This is a genomic window from Antarctobacter sediminis, from assembly GCF_019218285.1.
GTDB classification, from domain to species: Bacteria; Pseudomonadota; Alphaproteobacteria; order Rhodobacterales; family Rhodobacteraceae; genus Antarctobacter; species Antarctobacter sediminis.
This window is the reverse complement of sequence record NZ_JAHUZG010000001.1, coordinates 201013-227289: the sequence shown is the minus strand read 5'-3', so window position 1 is coordinate 227289 and position 26277 is coordinate 201013. Positions and strand designations below refer to the sequence as shown.

Below are 26277 nucleotides of genomic sequence, written 5' to 3'. Positions count from 1 at the left end.
GCCGCCCGCAATGTCAAAACCCTGGTACCGTCTCAGGAAAAGGCGTCGGGCATAGACGCCTTCTTTTCGGTCACATAGGCGTTGAGCGCCTCGTTGATCGCCGGGTCCAGCATCGGCTGCTGATAGGTGTCCAACAGCTTTTGAACCCGGGCAGAGGCCAGCGCGACGGTATCCCGCGCACCTTCCTCGGACCATGTTTCATAAGGTTTGTAATCCAACAGTTCAGAGCGCCAGAAGGCGGTTTTGAAATTGGCCTGCGTGTGCGCGCAGCCCAGATAGTGCCCGCCGGGGCCGACTTCCCGGATTGCGTCCATCGCCAGCGTATCGGTGTCCACCGTCACACCCTGCGCCATCTTGTGCAATGTGCCCAGCTGGTCCGCATCCATCACGAATTTCTCGAACGAGGAAACCAGACCGCCTTCGAGCCAGCCACAGGCGTGCAGCATGAAGTTCACTCCCGACAAAAGCCCCATGTTCAGTGAATTCGCAGTCTCATAGGCGGCCTGCGCATCGGGCAGTTTGGACCCGCAGAAGGACCCTGCCGAACGATAGGGCAGCCCAAGACGACGTGCCAGCTGGCCCGCGCCATAGGTGATCTGCGATGCTTCTGGCGTACCGAAGGTCGGCGCGCCCGAGTTCATGTCGATCGAGGTCACGAATGCGCCAAAGATCACCGGCGCGCCGGGACGGACAAGCTGGCTGTACGCCACCCCTGCCAAGACCTCGGCCAGAACCTGCACAAGGGTACCCGCAACGGAAACCGGCGCCATGGCCCCGCCTACGATGAACGGCGAGATGATGCAGGCCTGCATATTGGAGGCATAGACCTCCAGCGCGCCCATCATCACGTCGTCGAAGGTCAGCGGCGAGTTGATGTTGATGAGCGAGGTCATCACGGTGTTGTCTCGCACAAAGTCCTTGCCGAACAGGATCCCCGCCATGTCGACGCTGTCCTGCGCGCGGCTGGGTTCGGTCACGGAGCCCATGAAAGGTTTGTCCGACAGGGTCATATGCGCCAGCAACATGTCCAGATGGCGCTTGTTCACCGGAATATCGGTCGGTTCACAGACCGTCCCGCCCGAGTGATGCAGCCATTTCGACATCTGGCCCAGCTTCACGAACTTGCGAAAATCCTCCATCGTCGCATAGCGACGACCACCTTCGGCATCGCGCACGAAGGGCGGGCCATAGACCGGCGCCAACACAAGGTTGCGTCCGCCGATTTCGACCGAACGTTCCGGGTTGCGGGCGTGCTGGGTGAATTGCGACGGTGCCGTGGCCACCAGCTTGCGGGCCAGACCGCGCGGAATGCGCACACGCTCGCCGTCGATCTGCGCGCCAGCCTCGCGCCAGCGGTCCAGTGCGCCGGGATTGTTGACAAAGTTGACGCCGATCTCTTCCAGCACCTGCTCGGCGTGATCTTCGATCAGTTCCAGCGCGGCCTCGTCCAGAATCTCGAGGTTCGGAATCTTCCGCTCGATGTAACGGGCGGTTTCCACCTGAACCGAAGTTCGCTCTGCCCGACGTGCGGCCCCGCCGCCACCTCTGGACCGTTTACGCGCTGCCACGTCTGCCATTTGTCGTCCTCGACCGCAAAGAGCGCAAATGCGCCCGGAAAAACTGTGTTCCTGTATCTATCCCGTTCCAGCTCTGCGGCTTTGCGCGATTGCGGCGCTTGGCGGGAAAAAGCGACATGAACCGGTCGCAGAGGGCCTAGCCACGCGCCGAAAGCGCTTTGGGAAAGTGCTCGATTGCGGCACTGACAATACAAACCGGCCTGCCGTTGGGCTGATCGACCATCATGCCGCCCGGCACGACACGCATTTCCACGTCGTCCCCCAGATCCCCGACAGGCAGTGCGCCGGTATCAACTTCCCCGGCCGCCTTGGGCAGGCCAAGCGTCACCACCACGCGGCATTCCACGTCCACGTACAGGCGCGCCCGCGTCTGCGCATCTGCCAGCGCCTTTCGCGCTGCCTCCAGCACGGTGTCTCCGATGCCAGTGCCCATCCGCACGATCAGCCTGTGTCCTTGCCCGCTCACACCTCATCCTCCTCGAACCGGACGGTGATGGCCGCATGTGCCAGAACCGTCGGATGTCCCGTGCCCTCGGGGCGCGGCACATCCAGCCCGCCAAAGCCGACCGTGATCTCGGCTGAACCATAGGGAAATACCTCTGCCAGCTTGGCGACTTCCACCTCTTCGGGGCGCTGTACCGCGATCTGAACACCCAGACGCATATCCATCTTCTGGCGCCCCAGCCATTCGGCGGCATTGATCGAACTCTTCCAAAGCGCATCGCGCAAGGCGCGTGCCGCCGCCTCGGTGTAATCGCCGCGCCTTAACGACGTACCCATCCCGAATTCCGTCAGAACGATCATGATCTCTCCATCCTTGATGGTCGCAGCGGACCCCGCTCTGCATCGAAAGGCAAGCCCCCGTCGCGCCGCGGCTTTGACCTGTCGCCGCTTTCACGCCAGACTGGGGAAAAGACAAGGATACCGGCCCCATGGGAGGAGAGCCCGCGCCGCAGCCTGCACAGGCAATGGAGCGCAAGACGCTGAGTTCGTCCGAAATCACCGCCGTCGCCCATCTGTATCGGGGCGAGGTTTACCGCAGCACGATCTGGCGCACCCGGCTGGACACAACGACCAACTGGGCGGTGGTGACTTTGGGCGTGGCGCTGTCCATTTCCTTTGCTTCCCCAGATTCTTCGCCTTTGCCTCTTGTGCTCGTGGGCGTGCTGATCCTGCTTTTCCTGATGCTGGAGGCGCGGCGGTATCGCTATTTCAACGTCTGGCGCGCGCGCTGTCGCTGGATGGAACAGCATTTCTACGCGCCCATGCTGGATGACGGTGACCTGCATCTTGAAGAATGCTGGCAAAAGACCTTGGCCAAAGATTATATGAGGCCGACCTATCACGTCACCCTGATGACTGCCATCGGACGGCGCATCCGTTCGAATTACCTTTGGATTTTACTGATCCAGTCGCTGGCCTTCGCAGGCAAGCTGGCGGTGCATCCAACCGCCGTCCAAAGCTGGCAAGAGGCCCTCGACCGGGCCGACGTCGGCCCCGTTCCGGGAGAGGTGCTGGTGGCGGGCGGAGTGATCTATATCACGACAGCCGCCGGACTGGCGCTGTGGTCATGGCGGTCGGATGTCCAGCGCGGACGCCAGCGCGGACACGAGAAATCACACTCCATGGGATGAGCCCAAACCAGATGACCCCGCGCACCGCAGAATGACCGGGGTCATTTTCGGCACGCGGGGTCTGCCTGACGGCTGGCCCGGCACGTCAGGCAAAGACACCGCCAAACAGCCGCGCAATGCCGCGCCGCGGCCGCCGAACTTTCGGCTCGGGCTGGAACATGGCGTGGGCGGCTTCGGACCGCAGGCGGCGACCGCGCGCCATATAATAGGCGGTGTCGATCGAACCGTCGGCGCGGGTGCGGATGTTTTCTTGCTGGCGGGTCATGGCGGTTACTCCGGGTTGGCGGTGTGATGTACCCAGTTCAACACGTCCCCTGGCGGGCCGCTTGAAGAGTGCCTTCTGATTGCCTTGCGAAACCCTTGTCTTTGCCTTCGGATGCAGAAAACGCTTTGGCTCGGCTCCGGCTTCGGGGACACTCGGTGCATGATTTTGCGCTTCGGGGATTGCCGGATGGATCTTGACCGTCGCCAGCTTTGGCGGGGCAAGGAAGAAGTGCATGTGGAACCGCAGGTTTTTGACCTTCTTGCCTTCATGGCGCAATCCGGCGGGGCTGTGGTTTCCAAGGACAGGCTGGTGGAAACCATCTGGAACGGGCTGGCGGTTTCCGACGCCACGATCGCCGCAAGGATCAGCGCGGCGCGCGCGGCGGTGGGAGATTCCGGCAAGGAACAAGCCATCCTGCGGACGATTCCGCGCCGGGGGCTGGCCTTTGTCGCCGACCTGCACAGCCCGGACAGCCCCCCTGCCCCACAGCCTTCCGATATGCCCGAGGTGTCCTATACCCGGTCTGCCGATGGCAGCGTGATCGCGTGGACGGGTATCGGCGAGGGCCCGCCGCTGATGCGGATCGGGCATTGGCTGTCTCATCTCGAACTGGATTCGAGCGGAACGATCTGGGGGCCTCTGATCGCACGTCTGGCTTCGCGTCATCACCTTGTGCGCTATGACCTGCGCGGCACCGGCCTGTCGTCACGCGATGCACCGCTCAGCGGAATCGACGTTTTTGTCGAGGACATGGCCGCTGTTGCCGATGCGGCGGGCCTTGACCGCTTTGATGTCTTCGCCGCCTCGCAGGCCGCGCCGGTGGCCATCCGCTTTGCCGCCCGCTGGCCGGATCGCGTGCGCCGGATGGTAATTGTCGGCGGCTATGCCCAGGGCCGGGTCCACCGGCCCGAGGGCGCCGATTCGGTCGACGAGGATACGATCCTTGCCATGATCCGCGCCGGATGGGGCAAGGCAGACAGCCCTTTCATGCAAGCGTTTTCGACGATCTTTGCCCCCGACGCAACGCGGCCCCAGCTGGATGAACTGGTCCGGATGCAGCTGTCTTCGGCCAGCCCGGACACCGCGGTCACCCTACGCGGCGTGATCGACCGTTTCGACGTGATGGAGGATCTGCCAAACGTCCGCGCGCCGACCCTGATCTTTCACGCCGAGGGCGACGCGATCCACCCCATCAGTCAGGGCCAACTGTTGGCCGCGCATCTCCCCGATGCCCGGCTTGTCCGGCTCAAGACCCGCAGCCACATGCTTTTGCCGCATGATCCGGCATGGGATGAGGCGCTGACACGGACGGAAGCCTTCCTTGGTGATTGAGGCACATTGCCATTTTCGCCCGCCCTGCCTATGGGAAACCCATGACCGAGACCCAGCACGACCGCCTTCTTATCATCGACTTTGGCAGCCAGGTGACGCAGCTGATCGCGCGCCGCCTGCGAGAGCTGAATGTCTATTGCGAAATCCACCCTTACCAGAATGTCACCGAGGCTTTCCTGAGCGACTTCGCTCCGAAAGCGGTGATCTTCTCGGGCGGTCCCGATTCGGTGACCCGCGAGGGCAGCCCGCGCCCGCCGAAGGGCGTCTATGACCTGGGCGTGCCGATCCTCGGCATCTGTTATGGCCAGCAGGTCATGATGCAGGACCTCGGCGGCAAGGTCATCGCAGGCGAAGGCACCGCCGAATTCGGTCGCGCCTACGTCTCTCCTTCGGACAAACGTCTGGACATGCTGACCGGCTGGTTCATGGACGGGTCGGGCCGCGAACAGGTCTGGATGAGCCACGGCGACCACGTCTCGGAAATCGCGCCCGGTTTCGAGGTCTTCGGCACCTCCACCGGAGCGCCCTTTGCCATTACCGCCGATCCCGCGCGGCGCTTCTACGCGGTGCAGTTCCACCCCGAGGTGCACCACACGCCCAACGGCAAGACGCTGTACGAAAACTTTGTACGCGAAGCCGGGTTCAAGGGTGACTGGACCATGGGCGCCTACCGCGAAGAGGCGATTGCCAAGATCCGCGAACAGGTGGGCGACGCCAAGGTGATCTGCGGGCTGTCGGGCGGGGTCGATTCCACCGTCGCGGCGGCACTGATTCACGAAGCCGTCGGCGATCAGTTGACCTGCGTCTTTGTCGATCACGGCCTGCTGCGCCTGCACGAGGCCGAAGAAGTGGTCGGCATGTTCCGCGACCACATGAACCTGCAAGTGATCCATGCACAGGAACAGGAACTGTTCCTTGGCGAACTGGACGGCGTCTCCGACCCCGAAACCAAGCGCAAGATCATCGGCAAGCTGTTCATCGACGTGTTCCAGAAATACGCCGACCAGATCGAGGGCGCGAAATTCCTCGCCCAGGGCACCCTCTACCCGGACGTGATCGAAAGCGTGTCGTTCAGCGGCGGGCCTTCGGTGACGATCAAATCGCACCACAACGTCGGTGGCCTTCCGGAAAAGATGGGCCTGAAACTGGTCGAACCGCTGCGCGAACTGTTCAAGGACGAGGTGCGCGCGCTGGGGCACGAACTGGGCCTGCCGGCCAGCTTTATCGGCCGTCACCCCTTCCCCGGGCCGGGTCTGGCGATCCGCTGCCCCGGCGAGATCACCCGCGAAAAGCTGGAGATCCTGCGCAAGGCCGACGCGGTCTACATCGACCAGATCCGCAAGCACGGGCTGTATGACGAGATCTGGCAGGCCTTCGTGGCCATCCTCCCCGTGCGCACCGTGGGTGTCATGGGCGACGGACGGACATACGACTATGCCTGCGCCCTGCGCGCGGTGACCTCGGTCGATGGCATGACGGCGGATTACTACCCGTTCAGCCACGAGTTCCTTGGCGAAACCGCGACGCGGATCATCAACGAAGTCAAAGGCATCAACCGCGTCACATATGACGTAACCTCGAAGCCTCCGGGCACGATCGAGTGGGAATGAGACGCCTGACACGCTGGATTGGTCGCCTGTTGGCGGCCTATGTGGCGGTCTGCGTCCTCTTGGCGCTGGGTTCGGCGGTGCTGACGCCGGGCTGCGCCGAAGTCGATGAAACCTACGACATCGCCGTCGTTCTGGGCGGCGGGTCCGTGATGGGGCCGCGCGTAATGCGCGAGCGCAAAGGCCGCGTGCACGCCGCCATTGACCTGTTCGACCGGCACGCCGTATCGCGGCTGCATCTGACCGGCGGCCCGGCGATGGCCAATGCATCGAACGCCCCCCGAATGGCAGGCGTTGCCCGGGCCCACGGCATTCCGGAAGCGGCCATGACCCTGGAACCTGATTCGCTCTCCACACTGCAAAACGCGTTGTTTTCAAAGCCGGACCTGCCGCAAGAGGCGCGTGTCATCATCGTGACCGATGGCTATCACGCGTGGCGCGCGCAGGCCTCTTTTGCATGGGCGGGACGCCCCGGGGCCGCCTGCGCCGCCCCCAGTCCCGAACTCCCCTTGGCAAAGACCATTCAGACGATGCTGCGCGAACCGGCCGCATGGGGGCTGAACCTTGTGCGCGCCGCCACATGGAGCCTTGGCGAACAGCTTGGCTTCAAAGGACGCATTCCGCTGGGCCTTTTGGCCCAGGCGTTCCCAAGCCCGGCTCATGTAAATGATGATGATTATGAATTTGCCTCGTGGCGGCAGATGTGAAACACGGCCCCAAAAGCTTGCGGAAAGGCAACCGACATGAGCGACGCACTCTCCAAGGCGCTGGCGCAACGCGACTGGCTTCTGGCGGATGGGGCCACGGGCACCAATCTCTTCAACATGGGCCTGATGTCCGGTGACGCTCCGGAATTCTGGAACGAAAACGAACCCGACAAGATCCGCGCGCTGTACCGTGGCGCGGTCGAGGCCGGATCGGATCTGTTCCTGACCAACAGCTTCGGGGCCAATGCTTCGCGTCTGAAACTGCACGACGCCGCGCACCGCGCCTATGAACTGTCGAAACTCGCGGCCGAACTGGGCCGCGAAATCGCCGACAGCGCAGGGCGTGACGTGATTGTCGCGGGGTCGGTCGGGCCGACCGGCGAAATCATGGGAGAGGCCGGCAGCCTCAGCCATGAAAGCGCAGTCGAGATGTTCGAGGAAACCGCCCGCGGCCTGAAGGACGGCGGCGCGGATGTGCTCTGGGTCGAGACGATCTCGGCCCCCGAAGAATTCAAAGCCGCCGCCGAAGCCTTTGCCAATGCTGACATGCCATGGTGTGGCACCATGAGTTTTGACACCGCCGGGCGCACCATGATGGGCGTGACCTCGGCCGATATGGTCAAGATGGTCGACAGCCTGCCCAACGCGCCGCTGGCCTTTGGTGCAAATTGCGGTGTCGGCGCCTCGGACCTGTTGCGCACCGTTCTGGGATTTGCCGCGCAAGGCACCGAACGCCCGATGATCGCCAAAGGCAACGCGGGCATTCCGAAATATGTCGATGGACACATCCATTATGACGGCACCCCCGCGCTGATGGCCGACTACGCTGTCATGGCACGGGATTCCGGGGCGCGGATCATCGGCGGCTGCTGTGGCACCATGCCGGACCACCTGCGCGCCATGCGCGAGGCGTTGGAAACCCGCGCGCCGGGCCCGCGCCCGACGCTGGACCAGATCGCCACCGCGCTTGGTGGCTTTTCCTCGGACAGCGATGGCACCGGCGACGACGGCCCCACCCGCGAACGCCGCGGTCGCCGTCGGCGCGGCTAGGCAGGCGGTCAGACCCCGAAAAGGCGTTGCATACGCGCGCGGTCCTCGGCGGCGCGCTCGGCAATCCAGTCACGGAACTTGCGCTGAACAGGCCCCAACGGGCGTTTCTCGTACCAGAGCAACCGGTGCCAATAACGCGCCGGAACAATCGAGCTTTGCCCGAAAGGCATCACTAGGTCCCCGCTTTCCACCGCATGAACCACGTCAGACAATCCTCCAAGCACCAGCCCGATCCCCGCACGGGCGATCCGTGCGCCGCTGCCCGTCAGGGCAAACTGCGGCGCACCGCTGGCGCTCGAGATGTCGATGCCGGTTTCGCGGCTCCACCCCGCCCAATCCAGCCAGGTTTCGTCCGAGGTCGGCACGTCGATATGCACGATCGGCAATTCGCCAAGGTTGGCCTGACCGGGCGCAAGCCCGTAGCGTTGCGCGAAAGCCGGCGTGCAAACCGGCACCACGCCGCTGGGCAGCAGGTCCACCGCGCAATATCCCTCTTCGGGCGGCGGCATGAAACGAATGGCGAAATGCACATCGGCACAGGCCAGATCGACCACGTCCCAGGTGGCGTCGATGCGCAGGTCGACCGCGCCGATCCGCGCAAAAAGATCCGGCAGGTGATGCGGCAGCCAGCTTTCGGCAAAGGTCTGTGTCACGGTCAGCGACAGGCGACGCTCGGACACGCCGCTGCGCAGCGCGTCCTGCACGCTGGTGATCCCGGCAAAGCCCGCACGCAATGCAGCGGCCAAAGCGGCCAGATCCTCGACCGGTTCCAGCCCGCCGGGTGTTCGGCGAAACAGGCTGCGGCCCAGCCATTCCTCCAAACGCCGGATCTGTGCGCTGACCGCGGCCTGCGTCACCGACAGATCTTCCGCCGCGCGGGCCACGGATTTCTCGCGCAGCACCGCATCCACGGCACGCCATGCGTTGAGATGCGAAAGCGACATGATCCCCCGACAAGATTTTGTCAGCACGCCGCTACATTATCTCAAATGACCCTCCCGACCTACTGCGCTCTACTGTCAGCAGGGCCAGACGGCCCGGACCAGCAGGGAGAGAGCCATGAAAACCTATGTGATCGAACGCAATATCCCCGGCGCAGGCAGCATGTCGGCCGAGGAACTGTCCGGTGCGGCGGGCGCGTCCTGTGCCGCGCTTGCCAAGCTGGCACCACGCGTACAATGGAACCATTCCTACGTCGCCGGGGACAAGACGTTTTGTGTCTATCTGGCCGAGAACGAGGACGTGATCCGCGAACATGCACAGCTCAGCGGCTTCCCCGCCGACACGATCACCGAAATCAAGACCGTGATCGACCCCACGACAGCCGGCTAGAACAGGCTCAGTTGATCGCCCTTGCGGGGCGGCGGCGCAAACAGATCGCACCGCAGGGGCGGCTGGTCACGATCCAGCCCCAGCGCACGGACCGCCCGGCGGAACCGGGCGGCCATCAGATCCGCATAGGGGCCTTCGCCGCGCATACGGTTGAACCACTTGGCGGAATACACCTCGCCCCCGTGCATGTCGCGCAGGTGGCCCATGATGCGATTGGCCCGATCCGGGTAATGTTCGCGCAGCCAGTCCTGCCACAGCTGGGATACCTCCAGCGGCAAGCGCAACATGATCCAGCTGGCGGCATCCGCCCCTGCCTCGGCCCCGGCCGCAAGGATCGCCTCAAGCTCAGGGTCGGTCAGCGCCGGAATCATCGGCGAGGCCATGACACGCACCGGAACCCCGGCCTCTGTCAGGCGCTTGATGGCGGCCAGACGGCGTTTTGGGCCCGGCGCGCGCGGCTCCATCCGGCGCGACAGCCGGTCGTCCAGCGTGGTGACGGAAATCCCCACACGCGCCAGCCCCTGCGCCGCCATGTCAGACAGGATGTCTATGTCGCGTTCGATCAACGCGCCCTTGGTCACGATGGCCACCGGGTGCCGGAAATCGCGCAGCACCTCAAGGCAGGCGCGCATGATTCCCCGGTCCCGTTCGACCGGTTGGTAGGGGTCCGTATTGGTGCCGATCGCCAGCGGAGCGACGCTGTATTTTCTGGCCCGCAATTCGCGCGCCAGCACCTCTGGTGCTGCGGGGCGCGCCACCAGCCGCGTTTCGAAATCCAGCCCCGGCGACAGACCCAGCCAGGCGTGCGTCGGCCGCGCGAAACAATAGATGCAACCATGCTCGCAGCCCCGATAGGGATTAAGCGTCCTGTCGAACGGCAGATCAGGCGACCGGACGTAATTGATGATGGACCTTGGCCGTTCCTCACTGACCTCGGTCCGGAATACGGCGCCCTCCTCGGGCAGGTCCCAGCCATCGTGTTCATCTTCGCGCCGCAGCCGTTCATACCGGCCGCAATCGCGGCTGAGGGCGGCGCGACCGCGGGCGCGGTCAGGATCGACGGGGCGTGCTGGAGAATTCATCGCCCGATGATAGAACGCAACGTGAACATTGGCAAGAAATGCCAGATCAACCCGCGACAGGTCGGTACAGGTTTGTCCAATGTCGCAATCCACCAATTGAACCCAACGGAAAACGACGAATAGTCGTTCAAACGGCGGCATGCCATGGCATGTCAAATCAAGGGAATCGCGCCATGTCCGACGAAGAAGACGACATCATCCTGTCCGAACTCGATGACGACGAGCTTGTCCAACAGATGTTCGACGACCTCTACGACGGTCTCAAGGAAGAGATCGAAGAGGGCGTACAGATCCTTCTGGACCGGGGTTGGGCCCCCTACCGCGTCCTGACAGAGGCGCTGGTTGGCGGCATGACCATCGTCGGCAATGACTTCCGCGACGGTATCCTGTTCGTCCCCGAGGTTCTGCTGGCCGCCAACGCGATGAAGGGCGGCATGGCCATCCTCAAACCGCTGCTGGCGGAAACCGGCGCGCCGCGCATGGGCAAGATGGTTATCGGCACCGTCAAGGGCGACATCCATGACATCGGCAAGAACCTTGTGTCGATGATGATGGAAGGTGCCGGTTTCGAGGTCGTGGACCTTGGCATCAACAACCCGGTCGAAAACTATCTTGAAGCGATCAAGGCAGAAGAGGCTGACATTCTTGGCATGTCCGCGCTGCTGACGACCACGATGCCCTACATGAAGGTCGTGATCGACACGATGGTCGAACTGGGCATCCGCGACGACTATATCGTCCTTGTTGGCGGTGCGCCGCTGAACGAGGAATTCGGCAAGGCCATCGGAGCCGACGCCTACTGTCGTGATGCCGCCGTCGCGGTGGAGACTGCAAAAGACTTCATCGCGCGCAAGCACAACCAGATGGCCGCTGGCTGATCTGTCTGACGGTTTGCAGGCGGGGCTTCGGTCCCGCCGCTTTTCTTTTGGCGTCGCCGCAGGCAGGATGACCTCGGAGGATCGCCCATGAAACTCGACACGCTTGTTCTGATCATTGTCTGCGTGCTGGCTGGCAGCGCGTTCACTTTCTGGCTGTCCATGCTATTGCTGGCCGCGCTCAGTGTGCCCTTCGCGGGTCTGGCGCTCTTGCCCGCTGGTCTGGTTGGCTACATCCTCTACCGCGTCATCGCCGAACGGGTCGGCAATGAAGAAGAGGACCACTACGACAGGATGAACCACTGATGTTGATCGTCACCACCGAATCCGTCGCCGGGCGCGAGGTCACCCAGACGCTTGGCCTTGTGCGCGGGGCCACCGTGCGTGCCAAGCATCTGGGCACCGACATCGTGGCCGCGCTCAAGATGCTCGTCGGCGGCGAACTGACCGGCTATTCTTCGCTTATGGCGGGTGCACGCGAGCAGGCGCTGGACCGGATGGCAGCCGAGGCGGAGGCGCTTGGTGCGGATGCCGTGATCTGCATGCGGATGCAGACTTCGGCCATCACCCGCGGGGCATCGGAAATCGTCGCCTACGGCACCGCGGTCAAGCTGACATCGTAGGCAGATCCTTGATCACGAATAGCCCAACTGCCGGATTGGGCTTTTTCTTTTGTAACCTTTGGCCCATATTAGAAGGAGGAAGGAGACCCCGATGCCAGTGACATCCTTTGCCCTGCTTGTATGTGCCGCAATCCTAGCAGCCGGTCTGACGGTTTGGGCGATGTCGATCTTCGGGGTTCTGACGGTCATGCCCGTCCTCCTCGCGCTTGCGCTCCTTGCCCGTTGGGCCCTTGCGCATGTGCCTTATGATGACAGCCGTACCTGACACGCTTTCCGATCACGACCTGACAGAGGATGGCCTGCGCCCCAAAGGCGACGGTCGCGTGCTGCTTCTCGCCTGTGGTGCTCTGGCCCGGGAGATCCTGGCCCTGATCCGCCTCAACGGGTGGGAGCATATGGATCTGGCCTGTCTGCCGGCGATTCTGCACAACCATCCGGAAAAGATCACCGATGCCGTGCGCGCCGCGGTGGACAAACACCGCGCAAATTACGCGCGCATCTGCGTGGTCTACGCCGATTGCGGCACGGGTGGCCTGTTGCAGGCGGCCTGTGACGAGATGGGGGTGCAGATGGTGCCCGGCCCGCATTGTTACGCCTTTTTCGACGGGTTGGCCGCTTTCGAGGAACGGGACGAGATCACCGCCTTTTACCTGACGGATTTTCTATGCCGCCAGTTCGATGCCTTCGTCTGGAAACCCTTGGGGCTGGACCGTCACCCACAGCTGCGTGACATGTATTTCGGCCACTATGAACGGCTGGTCTATCTCGCCCAGACGGAAGACGCCGATCTGACCGCCCGGGCAGAGGCCTGTGCCGAACGGATGGGGCTGGCTTTTGAACGGCGTTTTACCGGCTACGGCGATCTGGCCGCCGTATTGGAGGGCTGGGCCAAAGCGCCCGCCGCCTAGTCCGTCGCCAGCGACTCGGCCAGCACCACCGAAACCGGCACCAGGGCGATGCTGCCGCTGCGGTCCTGCAACCCCCACAGCACCAGCGCCGAAATCGTATCGGCCCGCAGCCGCCCCATCATGACAACACCGCTGTCCTGACGGGCGCGCAGCGCGGCCTGATCCAGCGTGCGACGGATCATCGTCGCATCCTGCCCCTCGCCATCGAAATCCCGGAACAATGTCACCGAGGGCACACCGTCCTTCAGCGCCAGTTTCTGCGCTGTGTTCAGCCCCTTGGGCTGGGTGATCAACCCGTGACCGCTGCTGGCAAGAAAGGCCGCGACCTGCGCCGAAACCTCACGGTTGTCCTGTAAACCGCCCTCGGGATCTTCCAGCACGGCAACCGCCTGCGGCACCGCGCCGATCAACCCCTGCATCGCAACCTCAACATCGGCGGCGGTTGCCCCGTCCGGCATATCGCCCAGCACCAGCACCTCAAAGCCAAGATCACGATAGCCCTTGGCGGCATTGGCCGCGTCGGGATGGGTCGGGGCGATGGCGAAGCTGATCGGAAAGGGGAAGGCCTCCAGCCCCGACGGGCCAAGCGGGCCGCTGCCATCGTCGATCAGCACAACCGCCATGCGCGGCACCTCTGGCGACACATCCACCGGTGTCGCGAAACGGACCAGCGGGCTGTCCTCTGCCAGGGCCGCAAAGGCTGCGGGTTGCGCGGCCGGGCCGGTCTCTTGCGGTTCGGGATCCAAAACGGGCTCTGGCGCACGTGTCACAAGCGATCGCGCCGGTTTGCCGATGCCGGGGCCGCTCGCGTCAGGCGTTTCCGGCTCGGGCTCGGGCTCGGGGTCATCCAGAGTGGCCACCGGTGCGGCAGGTTCCGGCACCGGCTCTACCGCCACAGGCGCGGCGACCTCTGGTTCGGGTTCGGGCGTTTCGGCGGGCAGGATCGGATCGGCATCTGGATCAGCCGGGGCAACATCCACCCTTTCCGTCACAAGCGCGCTGTCGCCGCCGGGCACGGCGGGGGCTGGCGGTTGCGCCGGGCCGGTCACGATGACGGGCTGTGCCTCGGGACGGGGCGCACCGGGGGCCGCCGCAGCCTTGGCTCCCGGTTTGACCGGCGCGTCCCGGCCAAGAACCGGCGGTGCCGATGCCGGTTCCGGGGTCACGCCTTCGGGCGCATCCGGCGCATCGCTGACCCGCGGCGGGGCCAGCGGAGCGGTGTCCGCGCCCACGGCCACCGGCCCGGAGGGCGCGGCAGGCGCAACGGCGGGCGCTATAGGCCGGTCCACGCCGGATTCCGGTTCCGGGCGGCGCCCGGGTTGCGACAGGTCCGGTTTCGGCTTGGCCACTTCGCCGTTTTCGGGAGCGACCACGACCAAGGGGGCCGATGCCTCGGGCGCCGGGTCGTCGACCTCGGCCACCGGCGGATCGGCGGGAAGGGGCGGTTCGGAATCGGGTGTCGCGTCGGGCGTTTCCGTCAACAGACTGCTGTCGACCGCGCCGCCCGCCGGCGGCACGATTTCGGCGCCGTCAGGCAAGGGCGCGTTCAGCGAAATCGCCGCCAGTCCGGCCCCCGAAAACACCGCACCCCAGATCGCTCCAGACAGAAAACCCCGTGCCATGCTGCTCTCTCCGACCTCTCGCGCACCTGTCCCGGTGCCTTTGTCCTGCTGTCCCATCCCCTTGGCGGGCTTGACGCCACCGGGAGGGCCTGCGCATGTATACCGCGACGTGGGCCCGGGCCACCAGCCCCCCGTTCATGTCGCCCGCAATTCGCCCCGAACCGCAAGCCTGAAGAGTAAGGCCGCGCCATGCTTCTCCTGATCGACAACTATGACAGCTTCACCTACAACCTCGTCCACTTCCTGGGCGAGCTGGGCGCGGATGTCGAGGTCTGGCGAAACGACGCGCTGGATGTGCAACAGGCCATGGCACTCAAGCCCGAGGGCATCGTCCTGTCCCCCGGCCCCGGCACCCCGGACCAGTCCGGTATCTGCCTTGCGCTGACGCAGGCCGCCGCCGAAACCCGCACGCCGCTGATGGGCGTCTGCCTAGGACACCAGACCATCGGTCAGGTCTTTGGCGGCACCGTTGTCCGGCACGATGAAATCGTGCACGGCAAGATGGGCCTGATGCACCACAACGGCGAAAGCGTGTTCAAGGGCCTGCCTTCGCCCGTCAAGGCGACACGCTATCATTCGCTGGTCGTGCGCCGCTCGGACCTGCCGGAATGCCTCAAGGTCACAGCCGAGCTTGAGGATGGGACGATCATGGGCCTGATGCACCGCGAATTGCCCATTCACGGCGTGCAGTTTCATCCCGAATCCATCGCCTCGGAACATGGCCACGCCATGCTCCAGAACTTCCTCGATGTCCTGAAGGTGCCGGCATGAGCGACGATCTGCGCCCCCTCATCGGCACCGCCGCCGACCGCGCGCTAAGCCGCGCCGAGGCTGAAACCGCCTTTGGCATCCTCTTCGAAGGGCAGGCGACCCCCGCCCAGATCGGCGGTTTGCTGATGGCGCTGCGCACGCGCGGCGAAACGGTGGATGAATATGCCGCCGCCGCCGCCGTCATGCGCGCCAAATGCAACAAGGTCGCGGCGCCTGCGGACGCTATGGACATTGTCGGCACCGGCGGCGACGGCAAGGGCACGCTGAACATCTCGACCGCCACGGCCTTTGTGGTAGCGGGGGCCGGCGTAACCGTCGCCAAGCACGGCAACCGCAACCTGTCGTCCAAATCGGGCGCGGCGGATGCTTTGGGCCAGATGGGGATCGAGGTCATGCTGTCTGCCGACAAGGTGGAACAGGCACTGGCCGAGGTCGGAATCTGTTTCATGATGGCCCCCATGCATCACCCGGCCATGGCCCATGTCGGCCCCGTCCGGGCCGAGCTTGGCACGCGGACGATCTTTAACATCCTTGGGCCGCTCACCAACCCGGCAGGCGTCAAGCGTCAATTGACCGGCGCCTTTACCCGCGACCTGATCCGTCCCATGGCCGAAACGCTGGGCCAGTTGGGAAGCGAACACGCATGGCTGGTGCACGGCTCCGACGGCACCGATGAACTGACCATCACCGGCGTCAGCTGGATCGCTGCGCTGGAAGAGGACGGATCTATCCGCGAGGCCGAGATCCACCCCGAGGATGCGGGTCTGCCCGTGCATCCCTTCGAGGCCATCGTCGGCGGCTCTCCGCAGGAAAACGCCGAGGCCATGCGCGCGCTGCTCGACGGCGCGCAATCGGCCTATCGCGACGCCGTGCTGTTGAACGCCGCCGCCGCGCTGACCATCTCGGGCAAGGCCGCCGACCTGCGTGAAGGCGTGGCAATGGCACGCGAAAGCATCGACAGCGGTGCCGCGCTTGGCAAGGTGCAGGCACTGGCCAAGGCGACGCAGGCCGCGTGACCCGAAGCGCCTACAAGATGGTGCCGCCGGAACATTGGCGGCACCTGCCGTTTTTCGCACAGGATCTGCCCCGGATCGCCGAAAACCTTGCGCAAAGGGACGCGCAGATCCTGCCACCCGCGCCAAAGGTCTTTGCCGCGCTGGACGCCTGCGCACCCGGGGCGACCCGCGTGGTGATCCTTGGACAAGACCCTTACCCGACACCCGGCCATGCGCATGGGCTTGCCTTCTCCGTCGAACCGGAGGTGCGGCCCCTGCCCCGGTCGCTGACCAATATCTACAAGGAACTGGCCGAGGATCTGGCCGAGGATCTGGGCGGTGCGCCTGAAAACGGCGACCTTCGCCCGTGGGCGTCGCAAGGCGTGCTTCTGCTCAATACGGCTCTGACGGTCGAGGCAGGCAAGGCGGGCGCCCACGCGCGGCTTGGCTGGTCCAAACTCACAGAACAGGTGCTGGCGGCGCTGTCCGATCATCCCCGCGCCTTCCTGCTCTGGGGAAACAACGCGCAGGGTTTTGCCAGACATATCACCGGGGACGATCACCTGATCCTGACCAGCGCCCATCCGTCGCCGCTCTCCGCGCGGCGGGGCTTTTTCGGCTCGCGCCCCTTTTCCCGCATCAATGACTGGCTTAAGGACAGGGGCCAGACGCCGATCAACTGGACCGGGGGAACCGCCCAATGACCACGACCATCCTCGACAAGATCAAGGCCTACAAGCTGGAGGAAGTGGCCGCCGACAAATCCGCCAAGCCGCTCAGCACGGTCGAGGACGAGGCCCGCGCCGCCCCGCCGGTGCGCCGGTTCGCCGGTGCGCTGATGGAGGCCGCCGAAAAGGGCTATGGGCTGATCGCCGAGGTCAAGAAAGCCTCCCCCTCCAAGGGATTGATCCGCGCCGATTTCGACCCGGCCACGCTGGCCCGCGCCTATGAGGCCGGCGGCGCAACCTGCCTGTCGGTGCTGACCGACACACCGTCTTTTCAGGGGGCCAAGCCCTTCCTGAGCGCAGCGCGTGAGGCCTGCTCGCTCCCCGCGCTGCGCAAGGATTTCATGTATGACACCTATCAGGTGGCCGAGGCGCGCGCGCTTGGCGGCGATTGCATCCTGATCATCATGGCCTCGGTCTCGGACACTCAGGCGCAAGAGCTTGAGGACGCCGCGCAGGGTTGGGGCATGGACGTGCTGATCGAAGTGCATGACCGCGCCGAACTGGATCGCGCGCTGGACCTCAAAAGCCCGCTGATCGGCGTGAACAATCGCAATCTCAAGACCTTCGAGACCTCGCTGGACACCACGCGCGAGCTGTCGAAACATTTGCCGGACGACCGTTTCCTTGTCTCCGAATCCGGGCTGAACACCCCCGCCGACCTTGCCGACATGGCCGCCCATCGCGCCCGCGCCTTCCTTATCGGCGAAAGCCTGATGCGGCAGGCCGACGTGACCGAGGCCACCCGCGCGCTGCTCAAGAACCCGGTGCCGGCATGAGCGGGCTGACCCATTTCGACGATCAGGGCAACGCCCATATGGTCGATGTCTCGGACAAGCCGGTGACCGACCGCATCGCCACCGCCGAAGGCCATGTGATCATGGCGCCCGAGACCTTCGCCATGATCACCGAAGGCCGCGCCAAAAAGGGTGACGTGATCGGCGTGGCCCGTCTGGCCGGGATCATGGGGGCGAAAAAGACACCTGACCTGATCCCGCTCTGCCATCCGCTGCCCGTGACCAAGGTCACCGTCGACCTGACCGCCGACCCCGACCTGCCCGGCCTGCGGATCACGGCCACGGTCAAGACCTCGGGCCAGACCGGCGTCGAGATGGAGGCACTGACCGCCGTCTCCACCGCCGCGCTGACGGTCTATGACATGGTCAAGGCCGTGGACAAGGCGATGACCATCGGCGGCATCCGCGTCCTCTTGAAAGACGGCGGCAAGTCAGGACGTTACGAGGCGACATGAGCGCCGGACGTTCCCTGGAGCTCTACTTCGTCGATGGACGCCCGGACGGAATGCTCACGGCGGAAGTTTTCAATTGGACCGGCCACATCTTGCGCATTCCCCGTACTCGTCTGGCGGATGGCCTTAGACGCGCGCAGTGCCAACAAACCGGAGTCTACCTCCTGATTGGCTCCAATGATCAAGGCCCCCTCGCCTATATCGGCGAAGCCGAAAACGTCGCGAAACGCATTCCGGATCACGATACCAGCAAAGAATGGTGGGACGAGGTCGTAATCGTAACGACCGCCGGAGATGCTTTGCATAAGGCCCATGCCAAGTATTTGGAAAGCCGTCTTGTCGAGTTGGCGACGTCAGCTGGGAATGCACATTTGATGAACGGGAATGTCCCCCCACGGTCCAGCCTGAACGAGGCCGCGACTGCGAACATGGAAACCTTTGTCGAAACCGTTTTGATGGTTCTTCCTGCAATCCGAGTGGACCTTTTTGAAACTGTAAGACGTCCCGCAAAACCAGCATCAGGTGACCCTGCAGAAGGCGCAGAACGATTCCACGTTCAGCACGCCAAAGGATGGCAGGCCAAGATTGATTTGATTGACGGTGAATTCGTGATGCTTGCGGGCGCCAAACTACGCCCAACCGATGACATTCCGCCTTCGCTCACTTCGGTCTCCAAGAAACGACGCCGGTTGAGTGAAACTGGTGCGCTCACGAGCTCAGCGGATCACGACGTTTTGTTGGAGAACGTTGCTTTCAAAAGCCCATCAGGGGCCAGCGACTTTGTTATCGGTCAGGCCACAAGCGGATTGGAACTGCTCATTCACGACAAGACCGGTTTGAAATACCGGCAGTGGGAAGAAACCGAATTGAGAAGTGTCACATGATCTCCGTTTCCGAAGCCCTCGACCACCTGTTCTCGCTGGCCTCCGCGCTGGAAACGGAAACCGTACCGCTCGACCGCGCGGCGGGCCGCGTTCTGGCCCGCCCGGTATCCGCCCGTCGTGACCAGCCCCCCTTTCCCGCCTCCGCCATGGATGGCTATGCGGTCACGACCGCCGCCCCCGGCGACCGGTTCACCGTCATCGGCGAAAGCGCCGCAGGCCACCGCTTCGACGGTCGGGTCGGACCCGGCCAGGCGGTGCGCATCTTCACCGGCGCGCCGGTGCCCCCCGGCGCAACCCGCGTCGTAATCCAAGAGGACGTCACCCGCGACGACGACAGGATCACCCTGAAGGCGACGCTCGACGACAATCCCTACATCCGCCCCGCAGGCACCGACTTCCGCAACGGTCAGACCGTGGAAGCCCCGCGCCGCCTCGGCCCGCAAGACGTGGCCCTTCTGGCCGCCATGAACATCGCCGAGGTGCCGGTCACGCGGCGCCCGAAGGTCGCCCTGATTTCCACCGGCGACGAACTTGTGATGCCCGGCGACACACCCGGGCCCGATCAGATCATCGCCTCCAACACCTTTGGACTGGCCGCTCTCCTGCGCGATCTGGGGGCCGAGGCCCGCATCCTCCCCATCGCCCGCGACACGCGCGAGTCGCTGATCCACGCCTTTGGCCTGATCGAAGACGCGGACCTCGTGCTGACCATCGGCGGCGCATCGGTCGGCGACCACGATCTCGTCGCCCCGGTGGCAGAGGAACTGGGCATGGATCGCGCGTTTCACAAGGTTGCGATGCGCCCGGGCAAACCGCTCATGTCCGGCCGCCTGCAAGACGCGATGATGATCGGGCTGCCGGGCAATCCGGTTTCGGCCATGGTCTGCGGCCATGTCTTCGTCGCGCCCGTCATCCGCAGCCTCTTGGGCCTGCCTGCCGCCCCCGCACCGCGCCACACCGCCCGCCTGAGCAAAGCGCTGACCGCCAATGGCCCACGCGAACACTACATGCGTGCGCAGCTGACCAACGACGGCATCCAGGCCCTTGACCGGCAGGATTCCAGCCTGCTCAGCGTCCTTGGTGCCGCCAACGCCCTGCTGATCCGCCCGGTCGGTGATCCGCCCCGCGAAATCGGCGACCGGGTCGACTACCTGCCGCTCTGATCCGCACGCTGCCCCTGCGTTTCTTCTGTCCCGAAATATCCCGGGGGTGAGGCCGCAGGCCGAGGGGGCAGCGCCCCCTGCATCCTGACGCCCTGACGCCACAGTCCGTTTGGGCAAAACGCGTCATTCTTGACACAAAACAAGAACACCCGTAGAACAAAAGTTAACAAAATCCGGGGTGGCGGCATGCTGACAAAGAAACAACTCGACCTTCTCGACTTCATCAACAAGCGGATGGCGCGCGATGGTGTCCCGCCCAGTTTCGATGAAATGAAGGATGCGCTGGACCTGCGGTCCAAGTCCGGCATCCACCGGCTGATCACCGCGCTCGAGGAACGCGGCTTCATCCGCCGGCTGGCGCATCGCGCCCGCGCGATCGAGATCGTGAAACTGCCCGAAAGCCTTGGCGGTGCGCCTGCGGGCTTTACCCCCAAGATCATCGAAGGCGACCGCGCCGACAGCCGCCCCAACGGGGCTTTCGACCTCGGTCCGGCCAGTCTTGCCGAACTGCCGCTTGTGGGCAGCATCGCCGCTGGTCGTCCGATCGAAGCCATCAACGACCCGGCGCCGGGCGTATCGGTCCCCGGCCAGATGCTGCACGGACAAGGGCGGCACTACGCGTTGGAGGTCAAGGGCGACTCGATGATCGAGGCAGGGATCAATGACGGTGACGTCGTGGTGATCCGCGAAACCTCGGCGGCGGCAGACGGCGACATCGTCGTGGCGCAGATCGAAGGGTACGAGGCAACGCTGAAGCGCTTTCGCCGCAAGGGTGACATGATCATCCTCGAGGCCGCGAACCCCGCCTATGAACCGCGCGTGCTGCCGCAAGGGGCGGTCAGTGTGCAGGGTCGGCTGGTCGGACTGATCCGCACCTACTGAGCTTTCAGCGCCAGTTGCAGCGGCAAGGTCGTGGCACCGTGCCACAACCGCCACCCCGATACCTGCCGGTCCGTGACGACACGCGGGCCGTCATCCAGCCACAAGGCCACCGATCCGCTGTCTTTCAGGCGCGGCGGATCAAAGATCCGGCAGCCCCCCGGCAAGGACAGCGTCACGCTGGACACAACGATCTGATCCTTGTGGCAACTGGTCAGCGCCTGCGCCGCGCGTTTGCCCTGAACATGCAGGATCTCGCCCGCGCCAAGGGGCGCGCGGGCAAGGCGCCCTTCGGTCTCGCCGGGCCACAACCGTGCCGACTCGGGCTGGGCCTGCCCCCGACCGTCGTTTTCCAACCAGACCCCGGCCACGAAGCCGGCACCGCGGTCTCGGGAAAGCGCGCGGCCCTGCGGGGTCATGATGCCCACCAGCGTGCCGTTGTCCGCGATCAAGACGGCAGGCCGCTCCGTCCCGATCCAAAGAATGACCGCAACGGTCACAGGCACCACGCCAACCAAGCGGCCCTTGCCACGCCAAAGGCACAGCAAAAGCCCTCCCAGCGCAATCAGCGGCAGGACGGCTGGCCCCGGAGCCACCACATGCCCGACCGCGCCCTGCCAGTCTGAAACCGTATGGGCGACACCAAGGATCCAGTCCAGCCCCAGCGCCATGACCTGCAAGGCAACCCAGTCCAACCCGAAAGGCATCAAGAGCGCTGCCAGCACTGCCAGCGGCACCACCCAGAGTCCCATGACCGGCACCGCGACAAGATTGGCCACCAGACCGAAATGCGCCACCTGGTTGAAATGGGCCATGCCCACCGGAGCAGTCGCAGCCCCGGCCACAGCGGAGGACAGCACCACCGACAGGATCGGCGCGATCCAGCGCGGCCAAGTCCTGTCGCGTTGGATCAGGCTCATCCGTTCAAAGACAGCCACCAACGCCGTGGTCGCGGCAAAAGACATCTGGAACCCAGGCCCCAGCAGGGCTTCGGGCCGCAAGACAAGGACGATCAGGGCCGCGATGGCGACGCTGCGCAACGACAAGGCACGGCGATCCAGCATCAGCGCACAAAGCGCGGCGGCCACCATGATAAAGGCCCGCTCGGTCGCGACATTGCCCCCCGACAGAGCAAGGTAGCCCGCCGCCGCCATCAAGGCCCCCGCCGCCGCCAGCTTTTTGCCCGGCCAGTGGTGGCGCGTATGCGGGGACACCAACAGCGCCAGCCTCAGCGCGGCAAAGACGAACCCCGCCAGCAACCCCATATGCAGCCCGGAAATCGCCAGCAGATGCGCAAGGTTGCTGTCCCGCAGCGCCTGCAAGGTCGCCTGCCCCATGCCAGAGCGATCCCCGGTCATGATTGCCGCCGCAAAGGCACCACGTTCGCCCGGCAACGCCGCCTGCACTCGGGCCGACAACCACAAGCGCAATCGCGCAACCGGAAGCCGCGCGTCCGCCTCTTGCAGCAACAGCACCGGATTGCGTGTATAGCCGACCGCCCCCAGCCGCAGGAACCATGCGTGCCGGCGGAAATCAAATCCGCCCGGCTCGACCGCGCCGCCGGGCGGGCCAAGGTGCCCGGTCAGGATCACCACTTGCCCCGGTCTTGGGTCATGGTATCGGGTCTTGCCGTGCAAAGAGACGCGCACCCGGCGCGGTATTTCTTCCGGGTCCATCCGTTCCAGCACAACATGATCCAGCGTCAGCCGCAGCGCGTCCGAGGCGGACCGGTCGATGGCAACGATACGGCCTTCGACCGCGCCATAATGCCGAAAGTCCAGAACAGGCCCCGCCACCTGATGCGCCCGCGCCCCGGCCAGCGCGAATCCCAGCGCGGCCAGCGTCACCGCCCCAAGGATCGGCCCCCAAAGAGGACCAGCCCGATGTTGCAGCAGAACCAGCGCACCCACCCCACCGCATAGCCACAGCAGCGCAACGGGCGGTTCCACCCGCAGGGCAAAGAAGATCCCGATGCCGGTTGCAAGGCAGACCGGCGCCCAGGGAAACAGGTGGCCGCGTTGCCCCAGCAAAAGGAGCGCCAGCCATGTCAGGGCTTGACCCATGCTTGCCCCCCGATGGGTGGCTCGTTAAGGAACGGCCCAAGATAGTCCTCCCGCCGTTAGGAAAAGGTTAACCACGATGTCCGACGCACAGGTCGTCACCCGCTTTGCCCCCTCGCCCACCGGTTTCCTGCATATCGGCGGCGCACGCACCGCGCTGTTCAACTGGCTCTATGCCCGTGGCCGGGGCGGCAAGTTCCTGCTGCGGATCGAAGACACCGACCGCGCCCGTTCGACACCGGAAGCCACCGAGGCCATCCTGCGCGGGCTTGACTGGCTGGGCCTCGACCATGACGGCGAGGTGATCTCGCAGTTTGAACGGGCCGGCCGCCACGCCGAAGTCGCGCACGCCCTGTTGGCCAAGGGCGCGGCCTACAAGTGTTTTTCCACACAGGAAGAAATCGAAGCCTTCCGCGAGGCGGCCCGCGCCGAGGGCAGATCGACCCTGTTCCAAAGCCCGTGGCGCGACGCCGATCCTGCCAGCCACCCGGATGCGCCCTTTGTTGTGCGGCTGAAGACCCCGACGGAGGGCGAAACCGTTATTCGGGACGAGGTGCAAGGCACGGTCACCATCCGCAACGACCAGTTGGACGACATGGTTCTGCTGCGCTCGGACGGCACGCCCGTCTACATGCTGGCCGTTGTGGTCGATGATCATGACATGGGGGTGACCCATGTGATCCGGGGCGATGACCACCTTAATAACGCGGCCCGCCAGATGGGCATCTATACAGCGATGGGATGGGACCTGCCGGTCTACGCCCATATCCCGCTGATCCACGGGCCGGACGGCAAGAAACTGTCGAAACGTCACGGCGCGCTTGGCGCCGATGAATACCAGAAGATGGGGTATCCGGCCGCCGGAATGCGCAACTATCTTGCACGCCTCGGCTGGAGCCATGGCGATGACGAATTCTTTACGGATGCGCAGGCACAAGAGTGGTTCGGCTTTGACGGGATCGGCAAATCGCCCGCCCGTTTCGACCTGAAGAAACTGGAAAACCTCTGTGGCCAGCATATCGCCGTGGGCGACGATGCTGCGCTGCTGCAAGAAATCGAAGATTTCCTTGCGGCAACTGATGAAAATCCCTTGCGCCCGTCCAAGAGGGACGGTTTGCTTCGTGCGATGTATTGCCTCAAGGACAGGGCCAAGACGTTCCCTGAACTTCTTGAAAAGGCTCACTTTGTCCTGACGGACACGCCGATCGAGCCGGATGCCAAGGCGCTGAAGAACCTCGACACGGTATCCCGTGGTATACTGGCCGCGTTGACGCCGCAGTTGCAAGATGCTAGCTGGTCCCGAGACGAATTGGAGGCGGTGCTCAACCGTTTCGCCGAAGATCAGGGAACCAAGTTCGGCAAGCTGGCCGGCCCGCTTCGGGCGGCGCTTGCAGGGCGCGCGGTGACCCCTTCGGTCTTCGACATGATGCTTGTCCTGGGCCGCGACGAAAGCCTCGCGCGGCTGGCCCGGGCGGCGGCCGACCAAGAGGGATAACAAGCCCCGCATCGGCCATGTGACTTCAATCGGCAGGGCCGCCGGGCGGCCCCGCTCCACGATATAAGAGGGATGACCAGCATGGCTGAGACCAGCAAGACCGCGACGCTTACAATCGACGGCGCCACATATGATCTGCCGATGCATTCGCCCACCGCGGGCCCGGATGTGATCGACATTCGCAAGCTCTATGGCCAGGCCGGTGTCTTTACCTATGACCCCGGCTTTACCTCGACCGCTTCCTGCGACTCGACCATCACCTTCATCGACGGTGACAAGGGCGAACTGCTGCACCGAGGGTATCCGATCGACCAGCTGGCGTCGAAATCGCATTACCTCGAGGTCTGCTTCCTGCTGCTTTACGGCTATCTGCCCAAGGCGAACGAACTTGAAGAGTTCGAAAGCACGATCACCCGCCACACCATGATCCATGAGCAGATGCACAACTTCTTCCGCGGGTTCCGCCGCGATGCGCATCCCATGGCCACCATGGTCGGCGTGGTCGGCGCCATGTCCGCCTTCTACCACGACTCGACCGACATCAGCGACCCGCGCCAGCGCGAAATCGCCAGCCACCGCCTGATCGCCAAGATGCCGACCATCGCGGCCATGGCCTACAAGTATTCGATCGGCCAGCCCTTCGTGTACCCGCGCAACGATCTGGATTACGCGGCCAACTTCCTGCACATGTGCTTTTCGGTTCCGGCCGAGGAATACGTGGTCGACCCGATCCTCAGCCGCGCGATGGACCGGATCTTTACGCTGCACGCCGACCACGAACAGAATGCTTCGACCTCGACCGTGCGCCTTGCGTCCTCGTCGGGCGCAAACCCCTTTGCCTGCATCGCTGCCGGTATCGCTTGCCTCTGGGGCCCCGCGCACGGTGGCGCAAACCAGGCCTGCCTGGAGATGCTCAAGGAAATCGGCTCGCCCGAGCGTATCCCCGAGTACATCGCCCGCGCCAAGGACAAGAACGACCCGTTCCGCCTGATGGGCTTTGGCCACCGCGTCTACAAGAACTTCGACCCGCGCGCGACCGTGATGAAACAGTCCGCCGACGAGGTGCTGGATCTGCTGGGTGTCGAGAACAACCCGATCCTCGCCACCGCGAAGGAACTGGAACAGCAGGCGCTGGCCGATCCCTATTTCGCTGAGAAAAAGCTGTTCCCGAACGTCGATTTCTATTCGGGCATCATCCTCGAGGCGATGGGCTTCCCGACCTCGATGTTCACCCCGATCTTCGCACTGTCGCGGACCGTTGGCTGGATTTCGCAGTGGAAAGAACAGCTGGCAGATCCTCAGATGAAAATCGGCCGTCCGCGCCAGTTGTACCTTGGCGAAACCCTGCGCGACTACGTGGACATCGAAGACCGCTGAGCGTCGCATTGACCCCACAAAGGAAAGGCCCGGCACCTGCTGCCGGGCCTTTTCATTTGCCGGTG

General features: G+C 64.3%; 29 protein-coding genes. 21 read left to right on the top strand and 8 right to left on the bottom strand.

Annotated elements, in window-relative coordinates; genetic code table 11:
* Nucleotides 1-32: 32 nt before the first annotated feature.
* The 3 genes from KJP30_RS01155 to KJP30_RS01145 form a co-directional block, all read right to left on the bottom strand.
* Nucleotides 33-1577 (bottom strand): trimethylamine methyltransferase family protein, encoded by a 1545-nt coding sequence (locus tag KJP30_RS01155; protein ID WP_218447129.1) that lies wholly within the window; start codon nucleotides 1575-1577, stop codon nucleotides 33-35.
* A 136-nt stretch (nucleotides 1578-1713) separates the two neighbouring features.
* Nucleotides 1714-2043, bottom strand: coding sequence for a hypothetical protein (locus tag KJP30_RS01150; RefSeq protein ID WP_218447128.1), 330 nt, complete (start codon nucleotides 2041-2043; stop codon nucleotides 1714-1716).
* Nucleotides 2040-2381: a Lin0512 family protein gene (locus KJP30_RS01145; protein WP_218447127.1), complete on the bottom strand. Its 342-nt coding sequence runs from the start codon at nucleotides 2379-2381 to the stop codon at nucleotides 2040-2042. Before KJP30_RS01145 ends, KJP30_RS01150 begins: the two co-directional genes overlap by 4 nt.
* A 128-nt stretch (nucleotides 2382-2509) precedes the next feature.
* On the opposite strand from KJP30_RS01145, the gene KJP30_RS01140 reads away from it, so the two are divergent.
* Nucleotides 2510-3211, top strand: a complete 702-nt coding sequence (locus KJP30_RS01140; protein ID WP_218447126.1) for a DUF2270 domain-containing protein — start codon at nucleotides 2510-2512, stop codon at nucleotides 3209-3211.
* Between the two features lie 85 nt (nucleotides 3212-3296).
* On the opposite strand, the gene KJP30_RS01135 is transcribed toward KJP30_RS01140, so the two are convergent.
* On the bottom strand, nucleotides 3297-3476 hold the full coding sequence (locus KJP30_RS01135; RefSeq protein ID WP_218447125.1) for a hypothetical protein: 180 nt from the start codon (nucleotides 3474-3476) through the stop codon (nucleotides 3297-3299).
* Nucleotides 3477-3662: 186 nt separating this feature from the next.
* On the opposite strand from KJP30_RS01135, the gene KJP30_RS01130 reads away from it, so the two are divergent.
* Genes KJP30_RS01130 through bmt form a run of 4 tightly spaced genes read left to right on the top strand, consistent with a single transcriptional unit; the run spans nucleotide 3663 to nucleotide 8172 of the window.
* On the top strand, nucleotides 3663-4808 hold the full coding sequence (locus tag KJP30_RS01130; protein ID WP_218447124.1) for an alpha/beta hydrolase: 1146 nt from the start codon (nucleotides 3663-3665) through the stop codon (nucleotides 4806-4808).
* A 41-nt stretch (nucleotides 4809-4849) separates the two neighbouring features.
* Nucleotides 4850-6418: a glutamine-hydrolyzing GMP synthase gene (gene guaA, locus KJP30_RS01125; RefSeq protein ID WP_218447123.1), complete on the top strand. Its 1569-nt coding sequence runs from the start codon at nucleotides 4850-4852 to the stop codon at nucleotides 6416-6418.
* Nucleotides 6415-7122: a YdcF family protein gene (locus KJP30_RS01120; protein ID WP_218447122.1), complete on the top strand. Its 708-nt coding sequence runs from the start codon at nucleotides 6415-6417 to the stop codon at nucleotides 7120-7122. The genes guaA and KJP30_RS01120 overlap by 4 nt, the downstream gene beginning before the upstream one ends.
* A 36-nt stretch (nucleotides 7123-7158) precedes the next feature.
* Entirely contained in the window at nucleotides 7159-8172 is a 1014-nt protein-coding gene (bmt, locus tag KJP30_RS01115; protein ID WP_218447121.1) for a betaine--homocysteine S-methyltransferase, read from the top strand.
* 8 nt (nucleotides 8173-8180) lie between these two features.
* Here the strand turns inward: bmt and KJP30_RS01110 are convergent, their stop codons facing one another.
* A complete protein-coding gene (locus KJP30_RS01110; protein ID WP_218447120.1) occupies nucleotides 8181-9116 on the bottom strand; it encodes a LysR substrate-binding domain-containing protein in 936 nt (311 codons plus the stop codon).
* A 115-nt stretch (nucleotides 9117-9231) separates the two neighbouring features.
* Between KJP30_RS01110 and KJP30_RS01105 the strand changes: the two genes are divergently transcribed.
* A complete protein-coding gene (locus KJP30_RS01105) occupies nucleotides 9232-9504 on the top strand; it encodes a DUF4242 domain-containing protein (RefSeq protein ID WP_218447119.1) in 273 nt (90 codons plus the stop codon).
* On the opposite strand, the gene KJP30_RS01100 is transcribed toward KJP30_RS01105, so the two are convergent.
* Complete coding sequence (locus KJP30_RS01100) at nucleotides 9501-10586, bottom strand: PA0069 family radical SAM protein (RefSeq protein WP_218447118.1); 1086 nt, start codon at nucleotides 10584-10586, stop codon at nucleotides 9501-9503. The two genes, KJP30_RS01105 and KJP30_RS01100, sit on opposite strands and share 4 nt — an antisense overlap.
* Nucleotides 10587-10759: 173 nt before the next feature.
* Between KJP30_RS01100 and KJP30_RS01095 the strand changes: the two genes are divergently transcribed.
* The 5 genes from KJP30_RS01095 to KJP30_RS01075 all read left to right on the top strand — a co-directional run bounded on the left by KJP30_RS01095 (nucleotide 10760) and on the right by KJP30_RS01075 (nucleotide 12992).
* Nucleotides 10760-11464: a corrinoid protein gene (locus KJP30_RS01095; protein WP_218447117.1), complete on the top strand. Its 705-nt coding sequence runs from the start codon at nucleotides 10760-10762 to the stop codon at nucleotides 11462-11464.
* A gap of 87 nt (nucleotides 11465-11551) precedes the next feature.
* Entirely contained in the window at nucleotides 11552-11767 is a 216-nt protein-coding gene (locus tag KJP30_RS01090; RefSeq protein WP_218447116.1) for a hypothetical protein, read from the top strand.
* The gene (locus KJP30_RS01085) at nucleotides 11767-12084 is read left to right on the top strand and encodes a YbjQ family protein (protein WP_218447115.1); all 318 of its coding nucleotides are present in this window, start codon (nucleotides 11767-11769) and stop codon (nucleotides 12082-12084) included. The genes KJP30_RS01090 and KJP30_RS01085 overlap by 1 nt, the downstream gene beginning before the upstream one ends.
* A gap of 91 nt (nucleotides 12085-12175) precedes the next feature.
* Nucleotides 12176-12349 (top strand): hypothetical protein, encoded by a 174-nt coding sequence (locus KJP30_RS01080; protein WP_218447114.1) that lies wholly within the window; start codon nucleotides 12176-12178, stop codon nucleotides 12347-12349.
* Entirely contained in the window at nucleotides 12330-12992 is a 663-nt protein-coding gene (locus tag KJP30_RS01075) for a DUF1638 domain-containing protein (protein WP_218447113.1), read from the top strand. The genes KJP30_RS01080 and KJP30_RS01075 overlap by 20 nt, the downstream gene beginning before the upstream one ends.
* Here KJP30_RS01075 and KJP30_RS01070 read toward each other — a convergent pair.
* A complete protein-coding gene (locus tag KJP30_RS01070; protein ID WP_218447112.1) occupies nucleotides 12989-14614 on the bottom strand; it encodes a polysaccharide deacteylase family 2 protein in 1626 nt (541 codons plus the stop codon). The two genes, KJP30_RS01075 and KJP30_RS01070, sit on opposite strands and share 4 nt — an antisense overlap.
* 189 nt (nucleotides 14615-14803) lie before the next feature.
* On the opposite strand from KJP30_RS01070, the gene KJP30_RS01065 reads away from it, so the two are divergent.
* From KJP30_RS01065 to lexA, 8 genes are all read left to right on the top strand, one after another.
* Complete coding sequence (locus KJP30_RS01065; protein WP_218447111.1) at nucleotides 14804-15385, top strand: anthranilate synthase component II; 582 nt, start codon at nucleotides 14804-14806, stop codon at nucleotides 15383-15385.
* Nucleotides 15382-16401: an anthranilate phosphoribosyltransferase gene (gene trpD / locus KJP30_RS01060; protein WP_218447110.1), complete on the top strand. Its 1020-nt coding sequence runs from the start codon at nucleotides 15382-15384 to the stop codon at nucleotides 16399-16401. The genes KJP30_RS01065 and trpD overlap by 4 nt, the downstream gene beginning before the upstream one ends.
* Before the next feature lie 17 nt (nucleotides 16402-16418).
* On the top strand, nucleotides 16419-17084 hold the full coding sequence (locus KJP30_RS01055) for a uracil-DNA glycosylase (RefSeq protein ID WP_218448396.1): 666 nt from the start codon (nucleotides 16419-16421) through the stop codon (nucleotides 17082-17084).
* Nucleotides 17081-17884, top strand: a complete 804-nt coding sequence (trpC, locus tag KJP30_RS01050; protein WP_218447109.1) for an indole-3-glycerol phosphate synthase TrpC — start codon at nucleotides 17081-17083, stop codon at nucleotides 17882-17884. Before KJP30_RS01055 ends, trpC begins: the two co-directional genes overlap by 4 nt.
* Nucleotides 17881-18357, top strand: coding sequence for a cyclic pyranopterin monophosphate synthase MoaC (gene moaC, locus KJP30_RS01045; protein WP_218447108.1), 477 nt, complete (start codon nucleotides 17881-17883; stop codon nucleotides 18355-18357). Before trpC ends, moaC begins: the two co-directional genes overlap by 4 nt.
* Entirely contained in the window at nucleotides 18354-19238 is an 885-nt protein-coding gene (locus KJP30_RS01040; protein WP_218447107.1) for a GIY-YIG nuclease family protein, read from the top strand. Before moaC ends, KJP30_RS01040 begins: the two co-directional genes overlap by 4 nt.
* Nucleotides 19235-20401, top strand: a complete 1167-nt coding sequence (locus KJP30_RS01035) for a molybdopterin molybdotransferase MoeA (RefSeq protein ID WP_218447106.1) — start codon at nucleotides 19235-19237, stop codon at nucleotides 20399-20401. The genes KJP30_RS01040 and KJP30_RS01035 overlap by 4 nt, the downstream gene beginning before the upstream one ends.
* 186 nt (nucleotides 20402-20587) lie before the next feature.
* Entirely contained in the window at nucleotides 20588-21283 is a 696-nt protein-coding gene (gene lexA, locus KJP30_RS01030) for a transcriptional repressor LexA (RefSeq protein WP_218447105.1), read from the top strand.
* Here the strand turns inward: lexA and KJP30_RS01025 are convergent.
* Nucleotides 21277-23343 carry a ComEC/Rec2 family competence protein gene (locus tag KJP30_RS01025; protein ID WP_218447104.1) on the bottom strand — a complete coding sequence of 689 codons (2067 nt, stop codon included), beginning with the start codon at nucleotides 23341-23343 and terminating at the stop codon, nucleotides 21277-21279. The two genes, lexA and KJP30_RS01025, sit on opposite strands and share 7 nt — an antisense overlap.
* Nucleotides 23344-23419: 76 nt before the next feature.
* Between KJP30_RS01025 and gltX the strand changes: the two genes are divergently transcribed.
* Both gltX and gltA read left to right on the top strand, forming a co-directional pair.
* Nucleotides 23420-24835, top strand: coding sequence for a glutamate--tRNA ligase (gene gltX, locus KJP30_RS01020; protein ID WP_218447103.1), 1416 nt, complete (start codon nucleotides 23420-23422; stop codon nucleotides 24833-24835).
* Nucleotides 24836-24916: 81 nt separating this feature from the next.
* The gene (gene gltA, locus KJP30_RS01015; RefSeq protein ID WP_218447102.1) at nucleotides 24917-26212 is read left to right on the top strand and encodes a citrate synthase; all 1296 of its coding nucleotides are present in this window, start codon (nucleotides 24917-24919) and stop codon (nucleotides 26210-26212) included.
* Nucleotides 26213-26277 lie beyond the last annotated feature (65 nt).

Bases quoted from the DNA above. Each gene is read 5' to 3' on its own strand.
- KJP30_RS01155 (WP_218447129.1), bottom strand. From the start codon at position 1,577: ATGGCAGACGTGGCAGCGCGTAAACGGTCCAGAGGTGGCGGCGGGGCC.
- KJP30_RS01145 (WP_218447127.1), bottom strand. From the start codon at position 2,381: ATGATCGTTCTGACGGAATTCGGGATGGGTACGTCGTTAAGGCGCGGC.
- KJP30_RS01140 (WP_218447126.1), top strand. From the start codon at position 2,510: ATGGGAGGAGAGCCCGCGCCGCAGCCTGCACAGGCAATGGAGCGCAAG.
- KJP30_RS01135 (WP_218447125.1), bottom strand. From the start codon at position 3,476: ATGACCCGCCAGCAAGAAAACATCCGCACCCGCGCCGACGGTTCGATC.
- KJP30_RS01130 (WP_218447124.1), top strand. From the start codon at position 3,663: ATGGATCTTGACCGTCGCCAGCTTTGGCGGGGCAAGGAAGAAGTGCAT.
- guaA (WP_218447123.1), top strand. From the start codon at position 4,850: ATGACCGAGACCCAGCACGACCGCCTTCTTATCATCGACTTTGGCAGC.
- KJP30_RS01120 (WP_218447122.1), top strand. From the start codon at position 6,415: ATGAGACGCCTGACACGCTGGATTGGTCGCCTGTTGGCGGCCTATGTG.
- bmt (WP_218447121.1), top strand. From the start codon at position 7,159: ATGAGCGACGCACTCTCCAAGGCGCTGGCGCAACGCGACTGGCTTCTG.
- KJP30_RS01110 (WP_218447120.1), bottom strand. From the start codon at position 9,116: ATGTCGCTTTCGCATCTCAACGCATGGCGTGCCGTGGATGCGGTGCTG.
- KJP30_RS01105 (WP_218447119.1), top strand. From the start codon at position 9,232: ATGAAAACCTATGTGATCGAACGCAATATCCCCGGCGCAGGCAGCATG.
- KJP30_RS01100 (WP_218447118.1), bottom strand. From the start codon at position 10,586: ATGAATTCTCCAGCACGCCCCGTCGATCCTGACCGCGCCCGCGGTCGC.
- KJP30_RS01095 (WP_218447117.1), top strand. From the start codon at position 10,760: ATGTCCGACGAAGAAGACGACATCATCCTGTCCGAACTCGATGACGAC.
- KJP30_RS01090 (WP_218447116.1), top strand. From the start codon at position 11,552: ATGAAACTCGACACGCTTGTTCTGATCATTGTCTGCGTGCTGGCTGGC.
- KJP30_RS01085 (WP_218447115.1), top strand. From the start codon at position 11,767: ATGTTGATCGTCACCACCGAATCCGTCGCCGGGCGCGAGGTCACCCAG.
- KJP30_RS01080 (WP_218447114.1), top strand. From the start codon at position 12,176: ATGCCAGTGACATCCTTTGCCCTGCTTGTATGTGCCGCAATCCTAGCA.
- KJP30_RS01075 (WP_218447113.1), top strand. From the start codon at position 12,330: ATGATGACAGCCGTACCTGACACGCTTTCCGATCACGACCTGACAGAG.
- KJP30_RS01070 (WP_218447112.1), bottom strand. From the start codon at position 14,614: ATGGCACGGGGTTTTCTGTCTGGAGCGATCTGGGGTGCGGTGTTTTCG.
- KJP30_RS01065 (WP_218447111.1), top strand. From the start codon at position 14,804: ATGCTTCTCCTGATCGACAACTATGACAGCTTCACCTACAACCTCGTC.
- trpD (WP_218447110.1), top strand. From the start codon at position 15,382: ATGAGCGACGATCTGCGCCCCCTCATCGGCACCGCCGCCGACCGCGCG.
- KJP30_RS01055 (WP_218448396.1), top strand. From the start codon at position 16,419: ATGGTGCCGCCGGAACATTGGCGGCACCTGCCGTTTTTCGCACAGGAT.
- trpC (WP_218447109.1), top strand. From the start codon at position 17,081: ATGACCACGACCATCCTCGACAAGATCAAGGCCTACAAGCTGGAGGAA.
- moaC (WP_218447108.1), top strand. From the start codon at position 17,881: ATGAGCGGGCTGACCCATTTCGACGATCAGGGCAACGCCCATATGGTC.
- KJP30_RS01040 (WP_218447107.1), top strand. From the start codon at position 18,354: ATGAGCGCCGGACGTTCCCTGGAGCTCTACTTCGTCGATGGACGCCCG.
- KJP30_RS01035 (WP_218447106.1), top strand. From the start codon at position 19,235: ATGATCTCCGTTTCCGAAGCCCTCGACCACCTGTTCTCGCTGGCCTCC.
- lexA (WP_218447105.1), top strand. From the start codon at position 20,588: ATGCTGACAAAGAAACAACTCGACCTTCTCGACTTCATCAACAAGCGG.
- KJP30_RS01025 (WP_218447104.1), bottom strand. From the start codon at position 23,343: ATGGGTCAAGCCCTGACATGGCTGGCGCTCCTTTTGCTGGGGCAACGC.
- gltX (WP_218447103.1), top strand. From the start codon at position 23,420: ATGTCCGACGCACAGGTCGTCACCCGCTTTGCCCCCTCGCCCACCGGT.
- gltA (WP_218447102.1), top strand. From the start codon at position 24,917: ATGGCTGAGACCAGCAAGACCGCGACGCTTACAATCGACGGCGCCACA.